Raw genomic sequence first — 18,691 nt, forward strand, 5'->3', positions numbered from 1 at the left:
TACAGATAATAAGTAGTATTGGTATCTATAGTCTTAAAACTATTGCTTTATTCTTCGAGTGGTTCTCACTTTAAGGAAAGTGTTAAGAATCCTTCCCTATTTGAAGTTAAATATAGCAATAAAACGAATATACCAACCACTTCTCATGATATTTCTTTGAAAATATCGGCTTTCTCTACAAATACCCCTCTTTGAAATCTGTCAGATCGATATGTCCCTTTGCGTACTCCAAGTCTATGTGCAGTCTTTTCTCCTGACTTGAAGGCATATTGAACATTGCTTCTCTCATCAATCTTTCAAAAACACCTCGAAGGCCGCGAGCTCCAAGCTTGTATTCCAAAGCGACATCTACGATAAAATCATAAACCTCTTCGGATATATCCAAGTCTATACCATCCATTTTCATTAGCAGCTTGTACTGTTTTGAGATGGCATTTTTCGGTTCTGTCAAGATCATTCTCAGGGCATTCCTATCCAAAGGCAGCAGATGGGTGAGGACGGGAACACGTCCCACTATCTCAGGAATAAGACCAAAAGACTTAAGATCTGCAGGCAAGAGATACTTCAAAAGATCCAGCTCCCCAAGTTTTTTATGCTTGTTCTCCACGCCATATCCCACCACTTTGGTATTCAGACGTTTGGCGATACGCTTCTCTATACCATCAAATGCCCCTCCACAGATAAAAAGAATGTTGCTTGTATTGATCTTAACCATCTTTTGCTCCGGATGTTTGCGTCCGCCTTCGGGGGGAACATTGACATCCGTACCTTCAAGAAGTTTAAGCATACTCTGTTGTACACCCTCACCACTCACATCTCTCGTGATGGATGGATTGTCGCTTTTTCTTGCGATTTTATCTATCTCGTCTATAAAGACTATGCCTTTCTCTGCGGACGATACGTCATAGTCTGCTGCTTGAAGCAGGCGAGACAAAATGCTTTCCACGTCTTCTCCGACATATCCGGCTTGGGTAAACACTGTAGCGTCCACTATTGTGAACGGAACGTGCAGGAGTTTGGATATGGAGCGAGCCAAAAGAGTCTTTCCCGTTCCTGTGGGTCCAACCATCATGATATTGCTCTTTTCCAACTCCACTTCGCTATCTGCAAGATAAGACAAATCTTTACTTTCGGCAACATTTGCCTGTTTGTACTGCAATCTCTTGTAGTGGTTGTAAACAGCCACTGCAAGTGTTACTTTGGCATCATCCTGTCCTACGACATATTTGTCCAGATAGGCTACTATGTCTTTCGGTTTGGGAAGAAGCTCCAAAGGAGGAAGTTCTACGCTTTTCCCTTTTTTCTTTTTGTTATAGTTGGGGTTTAGTGCCTCTTCTAAAGCATCATGAACGGCATAGGCACACCTGTCACACAGATTTCCTTGAGGGCCCGGAACCAAGATGTCAACCTGATCCACTCCCAATCCGCAAAAAGAACAGTGTTGCTCCTGTCTATCTTTATCTTCAGACTTTTTCTTACTCATGTACAGGGTTATTAGGCATTCTTGTTGTCATTGCGTACAAGCACCTTGTCTATCATTCCGTATTCCAATGCTTCTTGAGACCCCATCCAATAATCTCTGTCGCTGTCTCGCTCTACCTCTTCGATAGATTTCCCGGAATGTTTTGCTATGATGGCATAAAGCTCCTTCTTCACTTTGAGGATCTCTCTTGCAGCTATCTCCATGTCCGAAGCCTGCCCCTGCATTCCGCCGAGAGGCTGATGGATCATGACGCGAGAGTGGGGAAGTGCCATGCGTTTGCCTTTCTCTCCGGCAACCAATATTATTGCAGCCATGGAAGCAGCCATACCGGTACAGATGGTATTAACATCGCAAGAGATATACTGCATGGTATCGTAAATGCCATATCCGGCATAGACGCTGCCTCCGGGTGAGTTTATATATATAGATATATCCTTCCCCGGTTCACTGGTTTCCAAGAACAGAAGCTGTGCTTGTATTACGTTGGCAACATAGTCGTTGATGCCGCTGCCGAGAAAGATGATTCTGTCCATCATCAAACGGGAGAAGACATCCATTTGGGCGACGTTCAGCTGGCGTTCTTCAATGATTGAAGGATTGATATATCCGCCTTCGGCTCTGGTATTCAAGTGCCCTATATATTGTTCCACTCCGAGGGATGACAGCCCGACATGCTTGGTAGCATATTTCAAGAACTCCTGTGGATTGTACATACTGTTCATATCTTTTATCTGTTATTCATGTATAGACTTCGGGATTACCGAGCCAACTTATTTGTAGCAGTATCGGGGAATATGATTGTCGGTTTCAGCGTCTTGGCTTCTTCCGGTGTAACCATCGCATAAGCCACGATGATGACGACGTCTCCAACCATAAACTTTCTGGCGGCAGCACCATTAAGGCAGACAATACCGCTGCCTCTCTCTCCGGGTATGGTGTAAGTTTCGATTCGCTCTCCGTTGTTGTTATTAACGATTTGCACTTTTTCTCCCACCAAAATACCCGAAGCGTCCAGAAGATCTTCGTCTATGGTAACACTGCCTACGTAGTCCAGATTGGCTTCCGTAACGTGTACTCTGTGAATCTTGGACTTTAATACTGTGATATACATTGTTTTATATTCAATTATTCGCTACCCTTCATAGCACTTTTTCTACTTGGGTACTCATATTTCGGTACAAAAAAAGGGAAATTCTCCCACCTAACCAAATCTTTCTTTTGGCTCTTTCTTTCAGCCCTCTTTCCATGCTCTGTTCAAGCCTTTATTCTCTGTTTTTTCTCTTTATAGCTGTTGAAAAAATAGATTGATCAGGTATATATTTATGCTTAAATATGATAAGAAGTTAAAATCATGCCTTGGGACGCAAGAAACAAAGTTTGATTTGTAGCCATCAAACCTTGAATATCACAAATCAAAGCACGATTTGCGGCAGATTTAAGGTTCATCGCAACTTTTATTCCCGTTAATCTCTTTATTTGAACACGTTCGGCAAAGAAATGAAAGAGGATCACCACTCCGACCAAGAGAGTGGAAGCCTTAAAGAGTAGAAATACGGCTGTTCTTCTTACATTTGTATAATAGAACAAATAAGCATTTATCATGAATACCAACCCAAACATTCGAGTATCTTATCTCGTTTTTACCGCCCTTGCTCTATTGCTTTGCTCTTTCTCGATTGCTGCTCAATCTGCCAAACATCCCTTAAAACTGTTCGGGAAGAATGCCGAAGCATACTACAGCCAAGCCGACTCCATAATGGAACGGATGAGTTTGGAAGAGAAGGTAGCACAATGTATGATGCCGATGGTCGTCCCTTCTACGGACGCAAATGCCATGAAAAAATGGGATCTTCTTATTGACGGCAAGATGGGAGGCGTGCTCTTCAGGGGGGGAAGTGCGTATGATCAGCTCTTCATGACCAATAGAATGCGCACAAGAGCTCAAACACCCATGATGGTGGCTTTTGATGGTGAATGGGGGTTGGCTATGAGACTTAAAGGCACAACACGATACCCCAAAAGTATGTTGCTGGGTGCGATAGATGATGCGTCGCTTATGAGGGAGTACGGAGAAGTGGTTGCAGAAGAAGCCAAACAGATGGGCATTCATGTGATGTTTGCTCCTGTGTTGGATGTAAATACCAATCCGGCAAATCCTGTCATCGGTATTCGGAGCTTCGGAGAAGTTCCACATAATGTGTCTCGCCTGGGTATTGCCTACTCGGAAGGGTTGGAGGCAAATGGTATCCTCTCTTGTGCCAAACATTTTCCCGGACATGGAGACACACATATAGACTCTCATGAGGCTCTGGCAACGGTTGCGGCGGATCGTCAGACTTTGGAAGAGACTGCTCTTCTTCCCTTTAGAGAGTATGCTCGTGCCGGAATGGGTAGTATGATGGTCGGGCATCTTCTGGTGCCGTCTCTATCTTCGACATCGTTTCCTGCAAGCTTAAACAGAGATATATCTACCATTCTGCTTAGAGACGGACTCTTGTTCGATGGACTTCTCTTTACGGATGCTCTCGAAATGGAGGGCGCAAAGGAGAATAAAAAGATCAATGTGGCACTTGAAGCGTTCAGAGCCGGAGCAGATCTGTTATTGGGTAGCAATACTCCGTTGGAAGATATTATCACCATAGCGGATGCCGTAAAAAGAGGGGAACTGCCGAGTTCTGAAGTGGAAGAGAGGTGTCGGCGAGTATTGGCATTCAAAATCGCTTTGGGATGTATGGATAGAACAGCTCTCTCTTCGGACAGACTTCTTCAACGTCTTCATGCAAAAAAAGCAGTGCAGCTATCTGAGAAAATGCACGCTCTTGGCATGACTTTGGTGAAAAACAATAACACTCTGCCTTTGAAGCCGAACGATGGAAAAAAGATCGTATTGCTGGTGGATGGAAACGAGAGTTTGATGAATGATTTTGCCCGCCACATCCCTCGCCAACTGTTATCGAAAAAGTTTCTTTTATCTAAAACGGATGCGATGAAGCAGGTTCATAGAATATCGGAAGAGACATCGGATAGGGAGCTTCTTCTGCTTGTACTGTCCGGTAAGAGGGTTGAGAATAAAGAAGCTCTTGAATCTTTACAAGTCAAAGGGAAGCCGCTCATCGTGGTGATGGGAACGCCTTATCTTCTTAATGCTTTGCCATTGTTATCCGAAAAAGCTTCCGCTATCTGTGTCGGGTACGAAGATACCTCCATGGCTTGCAAAGCGATGGTTGAAGCCATAACCGGCGTTGCCCCTTTTAGAGGAAAGCTACCGGTCTCCATAGATATCCTGCCCGTTCAAACGGCTTCATACTCCTCGCCTTTGATTAAGCAGTAGAACTATTCGGATCAGGCTAAAAAAGAAATCCCTTAGAGCAAGCACTCTAAGGGATTTTCTCTTTTCTTCTTTATGAAAGATACTTTACAGCACCATTACTTGATATTGGGGTTAAGTTCGTTCCACTTATCAAGAGCAGGGAGGATACCCATAGCGATAACTTGATCTCTCAATTCGCACAAGTGCTTGTAGCTGCTTTGCAGTTCAGCCATCTCTTCCGGAGTACCCTTTGTTTCCTTATATACCACACCATTTTTGGTGATGTCTGTTTCCATAGCCATCATGATATGGTCGAATCCTTGAGTAGAAACGTAGCATCCGGAAGGCCAACGGAAAGCTTCTCCGCCCATAGCCGCACGAATCATCTCTATTGAAACGTAAGAAGGGCTTTGGAAAGAAGAGCGTCCACGAAGTTTAATGATATTGGCTCCACCTTTTACCACACGTTCTCTTAGAGCAGCCCAAGCTTCATTTGTAAGCTTATCTGTGCCGATAAGATCGGTGAGAGGAGTGCCTTGAACCTTTGCAGTAGATGCAAATACTGCCATTTGCTCTCCGTGTCCACCATAGGTACGTGGGTTGGTTACCTCGCTTTGCATGATGCCGAAGTGCTTAGCCAATTCGCTTTGAAGTCTTGTAGAGTCGAGACCTGCAAGGGTAGTTACCTGAGTTGGCTTGAGTCCTGAGTGAACCAAAGTAACAAGACCGGTAATATCTGCAGGGTTGAAGATGATGACAACATGGTTAACATCCGGACAGTACTGCTTGATGTCTTTACCCAATTGAGCTGCGATCTCTGCATTACCCTTCAAAAGATCTTCTCTTGTCATGCCATCCTTTCTTGGTGCTCCACCTGAAGAAACGATGTACTTGGCTCCGGTAAATGCTTCCTTAATATCTGTGGTGTAGGTGATATTGATTCCTTCAAATCCGCAGTGCCTCAACTCTTCCGCTACACCCTCCAATCCAAGAGCAAATGGATCGAACAAACACAGGTTTGGAGTAAGCTTCATCATAGCTGCTGTTTGTGCCATATTTGAGCCGATCATACCGGCAGCACCAACGATTACGAGTTTGTCTTGTGTCAAAAATGCCATAATTATAAATGTTGTATAAGTGTTTATTGTGTTTCTTCTTTGTGTCGACTTTTATTTCTTCTCCCACAAAGATAATCCATTAAAACGGTATTTCTATGGTCAAGAAGCCTAATATAGATAAAAATATATGCAAAAAGCAGAAACTATTACTTATTGAAGAATAAAAAGAAATAGCCTATTTTTGTAATCGAATGAGTTATAACAGAATAACATATTTACTGCTTTTAGCGGTTTTCTTGCTTTTAGGATTAAAGCCTGTGAAGGCTCTTGCCGGAAGTATGCTGCATATCCCGGATAAGGTGGAGTATGTCGCGATGCAAGATACTACCTCTATCATACATAAGCAGGCAGGTGTATGGAAAACGCCGGATGTTATTGTTGTAGCAAAAAGAGGGAAGTATCAGGCAAAGAATAATCCTGCAGTGATTCTCTTGGACAGCATTCAGAGCAAGCATAGACAGAGACTGCTGTTGGTGGATGATGTTCAAATCTATTCTGCCAAGAGATATGAAAACCTTACTCTCTGCCTTTCCAACTTCAACTTGAACAACAAGTTGATGAACAAAGCTCTTCCATTCTTCCAGAAATATGTGGAGAGATCTGTTTTTGACAAGTCATACATCTTGCCTCTGTCTGTTAGAGAGTCTGTTACGGCAGTAGGAACGGAAATCAAAAAGTCTAAGAAAAACGAGGTTGTACTTTACAGAAACACGCTCGGAGTGGATCAGGACATAGATGATGGTACTATGACCAAAAGTCTTGACGAGATGTTTCCCGACATGGATATCCATAACAGCTACATAAAACTGCTGAACAACAGATTTGTTTCCCCGATCGGCTCTCAAGGAACCAAGGCATACAAATACTATATAACGGACTCTCTGCTCAATGACCAAGGGGATAGCCTCCGGGTGTTGAGCTTTTATCCTTTCACGCCACAAGCATTCAATTTTACGGGAAGTGTCATCGTTAATACGACCAAAGACTATACCATAGAGAGGTGCGAGCTGGAAGTGCCGGAGTATATCAACCTCAATTTTGTGGAAAAGCTCCGAATAGAGATAGACTATATGGCTCTTGAGAATGGACTTGTAGTGCCGAAAACGGAAAATATGTACTCTCAAATGTCGCTTTTTCACCGACTATTGAAAGTATACAGCATTCATAACAGAATGTACGATAACCATGCGTGGAATCCTCCGGACTCTATTGTTCTGAACACTCCTTCCCGATATATAGATCTTTCAAATACCGATGTCGCAGTGGCTTTAGATAGTACTTATGTTGCGGATCGCAGGCTTCTATCCACGAATGAAGGGCTCAAATCGTTTTTGGATGAGATGAAAGAGATTTCGTTTTATCGCTTCGTCTTCGGCACGATAGATACTTTTGCTTCCGACTATCTGAGAACGCGCTATCGAAAAGATATGCTCTTCGGAGGAAGTAAATTCAATTTCGGTCCCATTTCGAGCTTTGTGTCTACCAATGCGATAGAGGGATTGAGACTCAGGATAGGGGGACAGACAACCGGCTATCTGTTTTCAAACTTTTTCCTTGACGGCTTTGCAGCTTACGGCTTCAAGGACAAGCAGTGGAAGTATTCCATATCTTCCTCATACTCTTTTACGGATAAAAAGTACAATCTGAACGAGTTCCCCAAGCACGATATTACCATTACGAGCGAACGGGATCTGCATACTCCGGGACAGATATACTCCAGTTCCAGCAAAGATAATCTGCTAAACAGCTTGGGCTCTGCCTATCTCACAAACAGATCTTACCGCAATGCGGCCAAAGTGAGTTATAGGAAAGACTGGTTTTCCGGACTCTCTCTCCGAGCGGAGTGGACGAAAGTAAAAGATACTCCCACCGGTACATATCGTTATCTGAAAATATTACCGGACTCCACATTGGAGATAGTACCTCACATTCAGGATGTCAAACTGGGTATTCATCTAAAGTATGCACCGGGTAGCAAGGTGTATGAGGGAGCTTCCAGAAATCCGGAAAAGGTGAGAATTTCCATGGATATTCCGGAAATACTATTCAGCCATGAGACAGCCATTCCACGTATGGGCGGAGAGTATTATTACAATAGATCCGAGATTGCTTTGCAACAAAATCTATGGATTGGTCGCCTTGGGAATATAGACTATAAGATAGGTGCCGGTATTATTTGGAACCATGTGCCATTCCCGATGCTCTTTTCACCGCCTGCCAACTCCTCATTCGAGTTTTACTCTCATGCGTTCCAGCTTATGCGCCCATTGGAGTATGTTGCCGATGAGTACGCTTCTCTTTTTATGAGTTATCACATGAAAGGACTTCTTCTCAACAAGATCCCACTCATCAAAGAGCTTAAACTTAGGGAAGTGTTGATATTCAACGGTATGTACGGCAATACAAGTAGACGCAACCATCCCAAGTATTCGGATGAAATTTTTATCACTCCACCCGAAACCACACCCATGTCTCATAAATGGTATGCAGAGTGTGGGGTGGGATTGGAGAATATTTTACGTATCTTGCGTGTGGATTTCTATTACAGAATAACCCCTTCTCGCCTCAAAGATTATAATGAATTTGGGTTCAAGATGAAGCTGCAGTGGGAGTTTTAGTTCCTGAATATCAGTCTTATTCTTCTTTATTCATCCGACAGAAAGGCTCTGTAAATCGGAGCAGATACACGCTTTTTCTAAAAAGAGACAGGGGGGGGCTGCCCACTTGGCTTTTTTATTCAACTATAGAGAGTGTATTTTTATATATTCCATCCCGAAGATTTTCCCCATAATACGGCTCTCTATTTTGATCTTTCCTCTTGTTTTTGACTCCAAATCGAATTGTTAAAACCGGCTTGATTCTTTACACAAATTAAGCGATTCAGGTAAGTGAAAAGTGTGAATAGGGATAGTCGATCGGCTTAACGTGTTTAATTTTTCAGTAAACACGTTTATTGATTTCATTTAATACGTTTATCGAATTCACTTAATACGTTTAGATTTTTGGTTTAATGTATTGATAATTATATGTTTATGATATTTTATTGATTGAATGACCATTTTTTAGGCAGATTCTTAGTTAGGATTTATTTACACCAAAATGGGATGAATTTCAACTATATTAACGCAAAAACAGCCTATGAAAACGACCGAGAGGAGAGTTGATCAAAAATTTGAGATTTTGATAAAGTGTTTATTATAAGAGTTTTATGAGAAATCTGTTTTTCCGAGTAAGCTGCAAAAGCAAGAAAAGAGAAAGAAAATAAGGGAAAGAGGTGCAGTACTTTTATATAAAAACATCTTTGACTTTTGCTTCAAAAGCAGGAATGATTTTAGAAAATGGTGTTGTTTTGAATAAATAGAAGGAGCCGGATAAAATTGTTGCTTTATTTGGATATAAATTGTTACTTTTGCCCTATACGTTGTGCAGATTTCATCTTTATGATAGACAGACGCATCATATTAGTGACTTTGATTACCGGTATTTTCGTGCTGGTGCACTCTTTGGCTCCTCATCTTCACTTGAATGAGCACTTCGTATCTGTAACATCTATTGTAGGCGAACAGAAGCGTACACATACACACGGAGACGATTGTTCTCACAGCGATGGGAGAGCGGAAGAGTGTTTGGTGAAAGATGCTTATGTGGCTTCATCCAGAAGCGTCAATGATGCCGATCAGATTCCGGAACCGGTTATTTTAGACCTAAGTTTCGGGGTAGCGTTTCTTTTGAATGGCATAGAGATAGATGGTGCAGCAGCTTTTCCTGTCCGAACATTACTATTTAATCCTTACGTAAAGTACAAGCTCTCAGAAGCTGTACTGCCTGTCTCCGGTTTACGCGCCCCTCCCGTTTTATAGATCTGTCGAGTCCGGATATTTTCTGAGACTTTATCTTTCTTTCTGCCATCCGTATGGCGAGAAAGAGGGTTACGTTATATACTTCTGTCCGATATATTCTCATGTTGTCGGCAGAGGAAGTCCTGTAAAACCTATAAACAGATTCTATAAAATGAGACGATATACCATAATATTATCTCTGCTCCTTACTATAATCTTTTCAGGATGTGGAGCAAAAAAAGATGCCGAGAAAGAGGAACATACGCACGATGAAGTGCTTCAGCTTACGGCATATAACGACCATTACGAGTATTTTATCGAAGCCACACCATTTGCTAAAGGAAAAGCCTCCAATATAACCATTTATGTTACTCAACTTTCAGACTTTAAGCCATTAGAGTCGGGAAAGATAACCGTTAGCCTTATTGGTGAGGCGATGGAGACCGTAAAACAGGAAGTCGAAGCTCCTCAAAGTCCGGGGATATTCAAGCTGAAGCTTGCCCCATCAACAGCAGGAAAAGGAGCTTTGTTAATAGAAATGATTGACGGTAAAGGAGAACAGCAGCCAACCCGAACACCGGAAATAGTCGTATTTAACAATCTTCATAAAGCACAACATGCAGCTGCAGATCTTGTCATAACCAGTTCCAACGGCGTGGCTTTTACTAAAGAGATGAGTTGGAAAATAGGCTTTTCGACAGAAGTGTGCAAGAAAGAGCAGTTTGGACAGGTAATAAAGACCATGGCTCAAATAGAACCGGCACAAGGCGAAGAGCGTGTTATCGTGGCAAAGAACAGCGGTATCGTTTCCATTCCATTCGGGGATATGGTGGAGGGGAAATCTGTCTCTTTCGGACAGACACTGCTTTACGTAGAAGGGGGAGAATTGGTAGATAATAACCTTGCCGTACGTTACCGAGAAGCTGAGAGCCAATATGCGCTGGCAAAAAGAGAGTATGAGCGCAAACTCTCTCTTGTCGAAGATAATATAGTTACGGAAAGCGAACTTCTTCAAGCCAAATCGGAGTACGAGACAGCAGAAAGTATCTTTGATAACTTAAAGAAAAACTGTTCCGGTAATCGCAGAGCCGTAACTGCTTCAATATCCGGATACGTAAAGCAACTCATGGTTGCCGGTGGAGAGTATGTGGAAGAGGGGCGTGCCATCATGACTATCTCGCAGAATAAAAATCTGTTTATTCGGGCAGAGATACCCTCAAAATATTATCCTTATCTCGGAGATATCTCTGCAGCTCATTTCAAAAAGCTGAATGATGAAAAGACATACACGCTTGAGAAATTGGATGGTAGTCTGGTCTCTTACAGCCGTTTTGTCAATACCGAAAACCCTGTGGTATCAACGCTGTTCCGCGTAAAGAATATTGCCGATCTGCTTCCCGGTTCTTTCATAGAGATGTACATCCGTACAAGAGGTCAGGAAGAAGTTCTCACCATCCCCAATGAGTCTCTCATAGAAGAGATGGGAAACTTCTTTGTTTATCTGCAACTTACACCGGTTCTGTTTGAAAAAAGAGAGGTGGAGACAGGAAGGAAAGATGGCTTGAGAACGGAGATCGTTCGAGGTCTCTCCGAAGGAGATAGAGTGGTGGCACGTGGAGCTGTTTTGGTAAAGCTGGCACAAGCATCCGGATCAATAGACCCTCATGCCGGTCATTTGCACTAAAAAGAAAGGAGGATAGTGATGAATATTATAGATAATATAATCCGATTCTCTTTGAAGAACCGGTTGGTTATCTTACTCGCTTCGGTGCTTCTCATAATAGGAGGTATCTACTCATCGGGAAAGATGGATGTGGATGTCTTTCCGGATCTTACGGCTCCTACCGTTGTCATCATGACCGATGCTCAAGGAATGGCAACAGAAGAGGTGGAGCGCCTTGTTACTTTCCCCATAGAGACGGCTGTGAACGGAGCAACAAATGTGCGAAGAGTCCGTTCTGCCTCCTCTTATGGTTACTCTTTTGTCTGGACGGAGTTTGACTGGGGAATGGATATTTTCAAAGCCAGACAGATCGTGAGCGAGAAGATGGTTGCTTTGGGCGAGTCTCTGCCCGAAGGTATTACTCCGATTATTGCACCTCAATCCAGTATTATGGGGGAGATCCTCTTTATCGGTATGCAGGCAGACTCCACTTCCATGATGGATTTGCGGACATTGGCAGACTGGGTCGTAAAGCCAGCGATACTTGCCACCGGAGGTGTCTCACAGGTTACCATAATAGGAGGAGATCTAAAGCAGTATCAGATCTTTGCAGATCCTCAGAAGATGCACGCCTATGGTGTAACGATGTCAGAGCTGGAGGCCGTAGGAAGAAGCATGAGTACAAACTCCACCGGAGGAGTTGTGAGAGACTATGGTAACGAGTATGCCATCAGAGGTATTGCCCGAACAACCGATTTGGAAGAGCTTGGATCTACTCTTGTGAAGATGAATGACGGGAAACCGGTACTGCTTTCCGATGTGGCAGATGTAGTGATAGGCAGTGCCATCAAGATGGGATATGCTTCCCGGAATGCTACTCCGGCTGTCATTCTATCTGTTTCAAAGCAGCCGAACATCAATACTCTGAATGTGACAAGAAAGATTGAAGCCAATCTGAAAGAGATTCAAAAGTCTCTTCCGGCAGATGTAAAGCTGGATAGCCATATATTCCGTCAGGCAGATTTTATAGAGCGTTCAGTGAGCAATGTTGGTCGAGCGTTGTTGGAGGGAGCGATATTTGTTATCGTTGTACTGTTTATCTTCCTCAACAGCTTTAGGACTACGATTATCTCCGTTATTGCCATTCCTCTCTCTCTTCTTGGCACTCTTGTCGTGCTTTACCTTCTTGGATTGGATATCAATACGATGACACTGGGAGGGATGTGTATAGCCATTGGTTCTTTGGTCGATGATGCCATAATAGATGTGGAGAATGTTTACAAGCGACTAAGGCAGAACCATAAGAAGCCAAAGGCCGAACGAGAGTCGGTCTTCACGGTTGTCTTTGAGGCATCCAAGGAGATACGTGCCTCTATTCTTAATGCAACATTCATAGTCATGGTTGCCTTCGTGCCTCTCTTCTTCCTTTCCGGGATGGAGGGTCGCATGCTCAAACCGCTTGGAATAGCGTATATTATTTCTCTTTTCATGTCTTTGGTTACTGCTATGACCGTAACACCTTTGCTTTGCAAGATGATCCTCTCAGGAGAAAAGTACCTTAAAAAGAACGAAAAAGACAGCTGGATCACTCGCAAACTCTCTGCCGGATACTTCAAAACTCTCTCGTGGGTATTGGATAACAAAAAGAAAGTCGTGGCTTTCACTGTGGTTCTTTTTGTCGGAGCCATAGTGATATTCTCTCGAATGGGACAGAGTTTTCTTCCGGAGTTCAATGAAGGATCTGCGGTTATATCCGCCGTTGTCAAGCCGGGAGTATCGCTGGATGTGAACAACGAGATTGGTTCCATGATAGAACGATCATTATTGGAGATTCCGGAGGTAATCAGCACAGCCAGACGGACAGGAAGAGGAGAGTTGGACGAACACTCACAGTCCACCAACGGAGCAGAGATCGACGTCAATTTCAAGCTTGACAAGCGAAGCAGAGAAGAGCTCTTCAATGAAATGAGAGAACGCTTGGCAGGCATTCCCGGCATTGCAACCACAATAGGACAGCCGTTGGGACACCGGATAGATCACATGCTTTCTGGAACCAGAGCCAATATTGCGATCAAAATCTTCGGTACTGAGCTGAGCAGACTCATAATGTTGGGTAACCGGATCGAAAGTGTTATAGAGAAAATAGATGGTGTGGTGGACGTTTCTGTAGAGCAGCAGACCGAGACGCCGCAGTTACAAATCCGAGCCAATCGGGGGGCTTTATCCAGATATGGTATAAGCGTTGAGGAGTTCAACCGCTTCATTGAGTTGGCATTCTCCGGTGAGCAGCTTTCCGAAATCTATCAAGGACAGAGAAGCTTCGGAGTGGTATTAAGGCTGGATAAACGCTACACCTCCTCCATAGACGCTATAAAAGATGCTCTTATAGACACCGGATTCGGAGGAAAAGTCCCTTTGAGTGAAGTTGCAGAGATTGTATCCGCGGGAGGACCGAGCAGCATTTCAAGAGAAAACGTACAGCGCAAGCTCGTTGTTTCCGCTAATGTCTCCGGACGAGATCTCAAAGGAGCGGTAGAAGAGATACGCACCGAGATAGAAAAAAGCACGACACTTCCGGAAGGTTATCGCATAGAATATGGAGGACAGTTCGAGAGTGCGCAGAGTGCCACACGGACTCTTCTGATCGCCACGATAGTCTCTCTCCTTGTCATCTTCTTGCTGCTTTTCGGAGAGTTTCAGAGTGTTTCGCTCTCCGCCATCGTACTGTTGAACCTGCCATTGGCACTTATCGGAGGCGTTCTTGCCATATTCTTTACCACCTCTATTGTAAGTATTCCTTCTATCATCGGCTTCATCACCCTGTTTGGGATAGCCACTCGCAACGGAATACTCCTCATCTCCAAGTACAAACAGCTGCAAGAGAAGCAGACACCGCTGCATGAAACAGTATTGAACGGTTCTATTGACCGCCTCAATCCTATCCTCATGACCGCCCTTACCTCTGCACTTGCGCTCATTCCGCTTATTCTCAGTGGAGACAAACCAGGTAATGAAATTCAGAGCCCTATGGCTGTTGTTGTGTTGGGCGGGCTTCTCACCTCTACTCTTCTCAACATCTATCTCATGCCGATAGTGTACGAATGGTTCGCACAAAGAAAACAAAAACAGAACGCACAATGAAGACAAAAATACAGACCCTGATATTACTCCTATCTCTTACTGCTGCACCTCTCCTTGCGCAAGACATATACACTCCTGTGCTTAGGCAGATAGAGCAGAACAGCAAGAAGCTCAAAACGCTCCAACGGCAATATGAAGCCAAAAAAATCTCCAATAAGACCGGGCTTACTCCTGCCAATCCGGAAGTGGAATGGGGCTATTTCAGAGGCAGGCCTGCAGAACTGGGAGTGCGTCAAGAGATCATCGTAAAGCAGACACTGGACTTTCCAACCGTTTATCTGTATAGGAAAAATCTCTCCGACAGACAGAATCGCACGGCTCACTACCAATACCTCACGGAGAGGATGGAGCTGATGTTCGCAGCCAAATCACTTTGCATAGAACTCGTTCGCTACAATGCTCTTCTCGCGCTATACGATAGGATCTTGAACAATGCACGTCGGATAGCCACCGCGTACGACAGAATGAGTAAAGCCGGCAGCGTCAATGTCCTTGAATACAATAAAGCCATTCTCAACCTCACCAATGCCGAAAACAAGCTCAAGCTCCTGAATCTGGAGCGAGATCGACTCCTTTCCGAACTTGCCGTACTCAATGGGGGAGAAGCACCGGAGTTTGCCATTGACTCCTATCCTGCTCCCGAAGAGATGCCGGACTTTGACATTTGGTACACGGATGCACAAGCCAATAGTCCGCTTCTGCTCACACAAAAAGAGCAAGAGCACGTTGGCGAGCAGCAGCTTAGGCTCACTCGCTCCGAGACTCTTCCAAAGCTTTCCGTCGGATACTTGGGAGAGTTTCTTACCGGAGAGCGGTTCCAGGGCATCACCGTGGGAGTCTCCATTCCTCTCTGGGAGAATAAAAACCACATTCGTCAAGCCAAGGCGGAGCTTCTTGCGGCACGTGCAGAAACTGAAGAGAGTCGTACTCAGCACCAACGCCACTATCGCAACCTCTATGACAGAGCCAAAGTGCTGCGACAAAATATAGACCGCTACAACGCTGTACTGGTCAATAATCGTAACGATGCCCTGCTCTTCAAGGCATACGACAACGGAGAGATCTCCCTGCTTACCTACCTCTTGGAGGTTGAATACTTCTTTGAAGCCTATGAAGAGAAACTGAATATGGAGCGAGACCTTGCGCTTGTACAAGCCGAACTCACTGCGCATCGTCTCTGAACTCCTCTTCGTTTCTGTTTCATACTACATAAGAAAAGCTCTCCGATAAGCATCGTAACGCTTATCGGAGAGCTTTTTTTAAGGCACGTAATCTGAGCAAGTGTCGCTCAGTAATAGGAAAGAGAGGTTACTGCTCGTGTTTATATTTGAATAGAAAAGCAAACAGGACGGCAACAACGGCAGAATAAGTAGCAAATATGTACCAGGAATTAGGATAACCAAACTGATCCACCACGTATCCTGCAGCATAGGATCCTATTGTTGCTCCCAGCCCATTTGTCATGATGATGAATACTCCCTGTGCACTGGAGCGTATGGAAGTATCGGTCTTTTTGTCAACGTATAACGAGCCCGAAATGTTGAAGAAGTCGAAAGCAATACCATAGACAATCATGGATAGCACAAGGAGCCATACTCCATTGCCGGGATCTCCCAAGCCTAACAAGGCAAAGCGAAGAGACCAAGCCACCATGCTCATGAGCATCACGATCTTAATGCCGTATCTCTTGAGAAAGAATGGTATAAGAAGAATGCAGAGAGTTTCGGATGTTTGTGATATAGCAATGAGTACTCCCGAATATTTCACTCCAAAGGTATTACCGAACTGAGGCATTGCTCCAAAGAAGTTGGTTAGATAGTCATTGGCAAAGCCATTCGTAATTTGGAGAGAAACACCCAAAAACATGGAGAAGATGAAAAATATTGCCATCTGTTTCTCTTTGAACAGGGCGAATGCACGTAAGCCCAACAAGTCCACCCACGATTTTTTATCTTTGCTTTTGGATATCGAACACTTCGGAAGGGTTAGGGAATAGAGTGCCAATATTATGGAGAGTGCTCCGGAGAATATGAGCTGATTGGCATTGGTCTTAAATCCTAACAAATCCACAGCCACCATCGCAATGATAAAGCCAATGGTTCCCCAAATCCGTATTGGTGGAAATACTTTAACGGTATCGAGATTGGCATTGCTCAATGCGGAGTATGCAACGGAATTGGAAAGAGCTATGGTTGGCATATAGAACATTACGCTCAATAGTATTATCGGGTAGAGCGTTTCATAGGATGTCATACCGGCTGCTAAGAACATAAAACCTCCTCCTAACAGATGTGAGATTCCCATAAGCTTTTCTGCTGGAATCCATCTATCTGCTATGATACCCATAATGGCCGGCATAAACAGCGAAGCAATCCCCATCGTGGCATAAAAACTTCCTATTTGCAGTCCGGTAAAGTGTAGTGATCCTCCTAAGTATGCGCCTAAGGAGATCAACCATGCTCCCCAGATTGCATACTGCAAAAAGTTCATTAAGATAAGTCTGAACTTTAAGTTTGATACTGATGAATTATTCATTTCTATATGACTCTTTAGAATAAGAGAGGATTACCCGGAGCATCAGCCCGTAGTATCCTCTCTTTTGTTTTTATTGTTTCTTTTTTGTTTTGCTGCTATATCACTTGTTTGTCGTCTTCCGCTCCGAGTAAATGATGCGTAAGTTCTTTACGTTCTTACTGTGTTTGAGTCGGAGACCGGTCGGTTTCAAGAGATTGCTTATGCTTAAAGTAACAGGATTGTTGCTGTTAGGGTCAGATAACGCTCTCTCTACCGGGAGTACCCATACCTTTAGATCTTCGTTGGGGTTGTCCTTGATGTGCTTGTTGATAAGCTTTGATATGTTTGAGAAGCTGTAGCTTGTAGATGCAGAGCTGTAAATCTGACTTAAGAATGTTGTATAAGCTTCTGTCAATTCTGTCTCTCGTCTGTCGAAGAATGAAGCGACAGAGTCTTTAGGCAACATCAAAAGATAGGTCGGAGCAGAGAGATGATAGACGCCATTGTCGCTCGGATCTGCGGTAAGAGTGAACGGAACAGACTCCAAAGCTCTTTCATAACCGGTATTGCCCCCCTTGAGAAGAGCTTGGATAGCTTTTGTTGGGAAGGTTATTTCCGTAACCACTCCTGCCGGAGATTTGAGATTCGTGTAGTACTCATCCGGATTACCGCTCAGCGTAGTCTTGCCAAGTAGGGATGAAAGATCCGCATGATGAAATCTTGCGATCTGCGAAACCTCCGGAGTAAGTATCAGTTCTTGATCCTTTACCAAGTGTACAAGTGAGTCCGTCTTCTTTGAAGACTGAACAATGGTATCTTTGGTATAATACATCGTAAGAGCAGTACGATAGACGCGCAACATACTACCGGATCCGGCTTGAACGGTCAGGTGCATTCCCGGAAAGTATTTATTGAACGCCTCTTGCGAAGAGAATATCGGGTCATTCTTTACGCTTCTATCGTATATGTCTTGTCCTAATTTATTATCCACCGGAATAGATACAGACATGATTGTTACCTTATCTTGTCCGGAGCCAATAACGATTCGGGAGTTGCCCACAGATGGAAGAAAAGAAGACTCTCCCAATTTTTCAAAAGGCCCGTACTGGTCTATGTTTCCAACGGAGTAGTGTTCAAAAGGAATTGTCTTCCCCAACTTATATGCGGCAATAGTAAGAGGAGCCAAAGAGTCTCCGTCATAGGAGGTATAGTAGAGCGAAACTCTTGTGGAGTCTATGCGTCCTTTTTCGGGAATGTCAGAGAACTTCAAACCCTTTGGGGCGTACAACTGGCAGAGATAATCGCTGCTTACACTCTTGAAATACTCATCGGGCAGATGTCCTATAAAGCTGAAAGGACTTGATACCAATATCTTATTGAATCCGTCTTCATCTTTTGCACCATTTGTTTTGACATCAAAAGGAACAGTTACTGCATCCAATGAAAACTGTGCCGAGTAGGTCTTTATCTTAGAGTCGTCGGGTTGAAGCTCTATTCCGAGAGCATTCTTTGGTTCATCACAAGAAGCAACGGAGACCAAAAGACCCACGCTACAAAGGAGAAACGCTATAAGTTTCTTCATATTACTACCATTTTTCATGTTTACTGATATTAGACAGAGCC

At 43.8% G+C, this 18,691-nt stretch carries 12 protein-coding genes; 6 read left to right on the forward strand and 6 right to left on the reverse strand.

Annotated elements, in window-relative coordinates:
- Positions 1 to 175: 175 nt before the first annotated feature.
- The 3 genes from clpX to panD are packed head-to-tail and all read right to left on the reverse strand — an operon-like array spanning position 176 to position 2,594.
- The gene (gene clpX / locus HQ43_RS08675; RefSeq protein WP_036792295.1) at positions 176 to 1,483 is read right to left on the reverse strand and encodes an ATP-dependent Clp protease ATP-binding subunit ClpX; all 1,308 of its coding nucleotides are present in this window, start codon (positions 1,481 to 1,483) and stop codon (positions 176 to 178) included.
- A gap of 11 nt (positions 1,484 to 1,494) precedes the next feature.
- Positions 1,495 to 2,196 carry an ATP-dependent Clp endopeptidase proteolytic subunit ClpP gene (gene clpP / locus HQ43_RS08680; protein WP_394358435.1) on the reverse strand — a complete coding sequence of 234 codons (702 nt, stop codon included), beginning with the start codon at positions 2,194 to 2,196 and terminating at the stop codon, positions 1,495 to 1,497.
- A 44-nt stretch (positions 2,197 to 2,240) separates the two neighbouring features.
- Positions 2,241 to 2,594, reverse strand: coding sequence for an aspartate 1-decarboxylase (panD, locus tag HQ43_RS08685; protein WP_036792314.1), 354 nt, complete (start codon positions 2,592 to 2,594; stop codon positions 2,241 to 2,243).
- A gap of 489 nt (positions 2,595 to 3,083) precedes the next feature.
- Between panD and HQ43_RS08695 the strand changes: the two genes are divergently transcribed.
- Positions 3,084 to 4,814, forward strand: coding sequence for a glycoside hydrolase family 3 protein (locus HQ43_RS08695; RefSeq protein WP_052103170.1), 1,731 nt, complete (start codon positions 3,084 to 3,086; stop codon positions 4,812 to 4,814).
- A gap of 95 nt (positions 4,815 to 4,909) precedes the next feature.
- Here HQ43_RS08695 and HQ43_RS08700 read toward each other — a convergent pair whose 3' ends face one another.
- Positions 4,910 to 5,911: a malate dehydrogenase gene (locus HQ43_RS08700; RefSeq protein WP_036792318.1), complete on the reverse strand. Its 1,002-nt coding sequence runs from the start codon at positions 5,909 to 5,911 to the stop codon at positions 4,910 to 4,912.
- Between the two features lie 236 nt (positions 5,912 to 6,147).
- Between HQ43_RS08700 and HQ43_RS08705 the strand changes: the two genes are divergently transcribed.
- The 5 genes from HQ43_RS08705 (at position 6,148) to HQ43_RS08725 (ending at position 15,735) form a co-directional block, all read left to right on the forward strand.
- Entirely contained in the window at positions 6,148 to 8,529 is a 2,382-nt protein-coding gene (locus HQ43_RS08705; protein ID WP_161785904.1) for a DUF5686 family protein, read from the forward strand.
- Positions 8,530 to 9,351: 822 nt separating this feature from the next.
- Positions 9,352 to 9,771, forward strand: coding sequence for a hypothetical protein (locus HQ43_RS08710; protein ID WP_036792322.1), 420 nt, complete (start codon positions 9,352 to 9,354; stop codon positions 9,769 to 9,771).
- A gap of 151 nt (positions 9,772 to 9,922) precedes the next feature.
- Entirely contained in the window at positions 9,923 to 11,434 is a 1,512-nt protein-coding gene (locus HQ43_RS09565) for an efflux RND transporter periplasmic adaptor subunit (protein WP_052103171.1), read from the forward strand.
- 18 nt (positions 11,435 to 11,452) lie between these two features.
- A complete protein-coding gene (locus HQ43_RS08720; RefSeq protein WP_316930796.1) occupies positions 11,453 to 14,554 on the forward strand; it encodes an efflux RND transporter permease subunit in 3,102 nt (1,033 codons plus the stop codon).
- The gene (locus tag HQ43_RS08725) at positions 14,551 to 15,735 is read left to right on the forward strand and encodes a TolC family protein (protein ID WP_161785905.1); all 1,185 of its coding nucleotides are present in this window, start codon (positions 14,551 to 14,553) and stop codon (positions 15,733 to 15,735) included. The genes HQ43_RS08720 and HQ43_RS08725 overlap by 4 nt, the downstream gene beginning before the upstream one ends.
- A 127-nt stretch (positions 15,736 to 15,862) precedes the next feature.
- On the opposite strand, the gene HQ43_RS08730 is transcribed toward HQ43_RS08725, so the two are convergent.
- Together HQ43_RS08730 and HQ43_RS08735 are read right to left on the reverse strand one after the other, a co-directional pair.
- The gene (locus tag HQ43_RS08730; RefSeq protein ID WP_036792325.1) at positions 15,863 to 17,089 is read right to left on the reverse strand and encodes a nucleoside permease; all 1,227 of its coding nucleotides are present in this window, start codon (positions 17,087 to 17,089) and stop codon (positions 15,863 to 15,865) included.
- 100 nt (positions 17,090 to 17,189) lie between these two features.
- A complete protein-coding gene (locus HQ43_RS08735; RefSeq protein WP_036792328.1) occupies positions 17,190 to 18,650 on the reverse strand; it encodes a DUF4270 domain-containing protein in 1,461 nt (486 codons plus the stop codon).
- Between the last annotated feature and the right edge of the window lie 41 nt (positions 18,651 to 18,691).

Source organism: Porphyromonas canoris (assembly GCF_000769115.1).
In the GTDB taxonomy this organism is placed as follows: domain Bacteria; phylum Bacteroidota; class Bacteroidia; order Bacteroidales; family Porphyromonadaceae; genus Porphyromonas_A; species Porphyromonas_A canoris.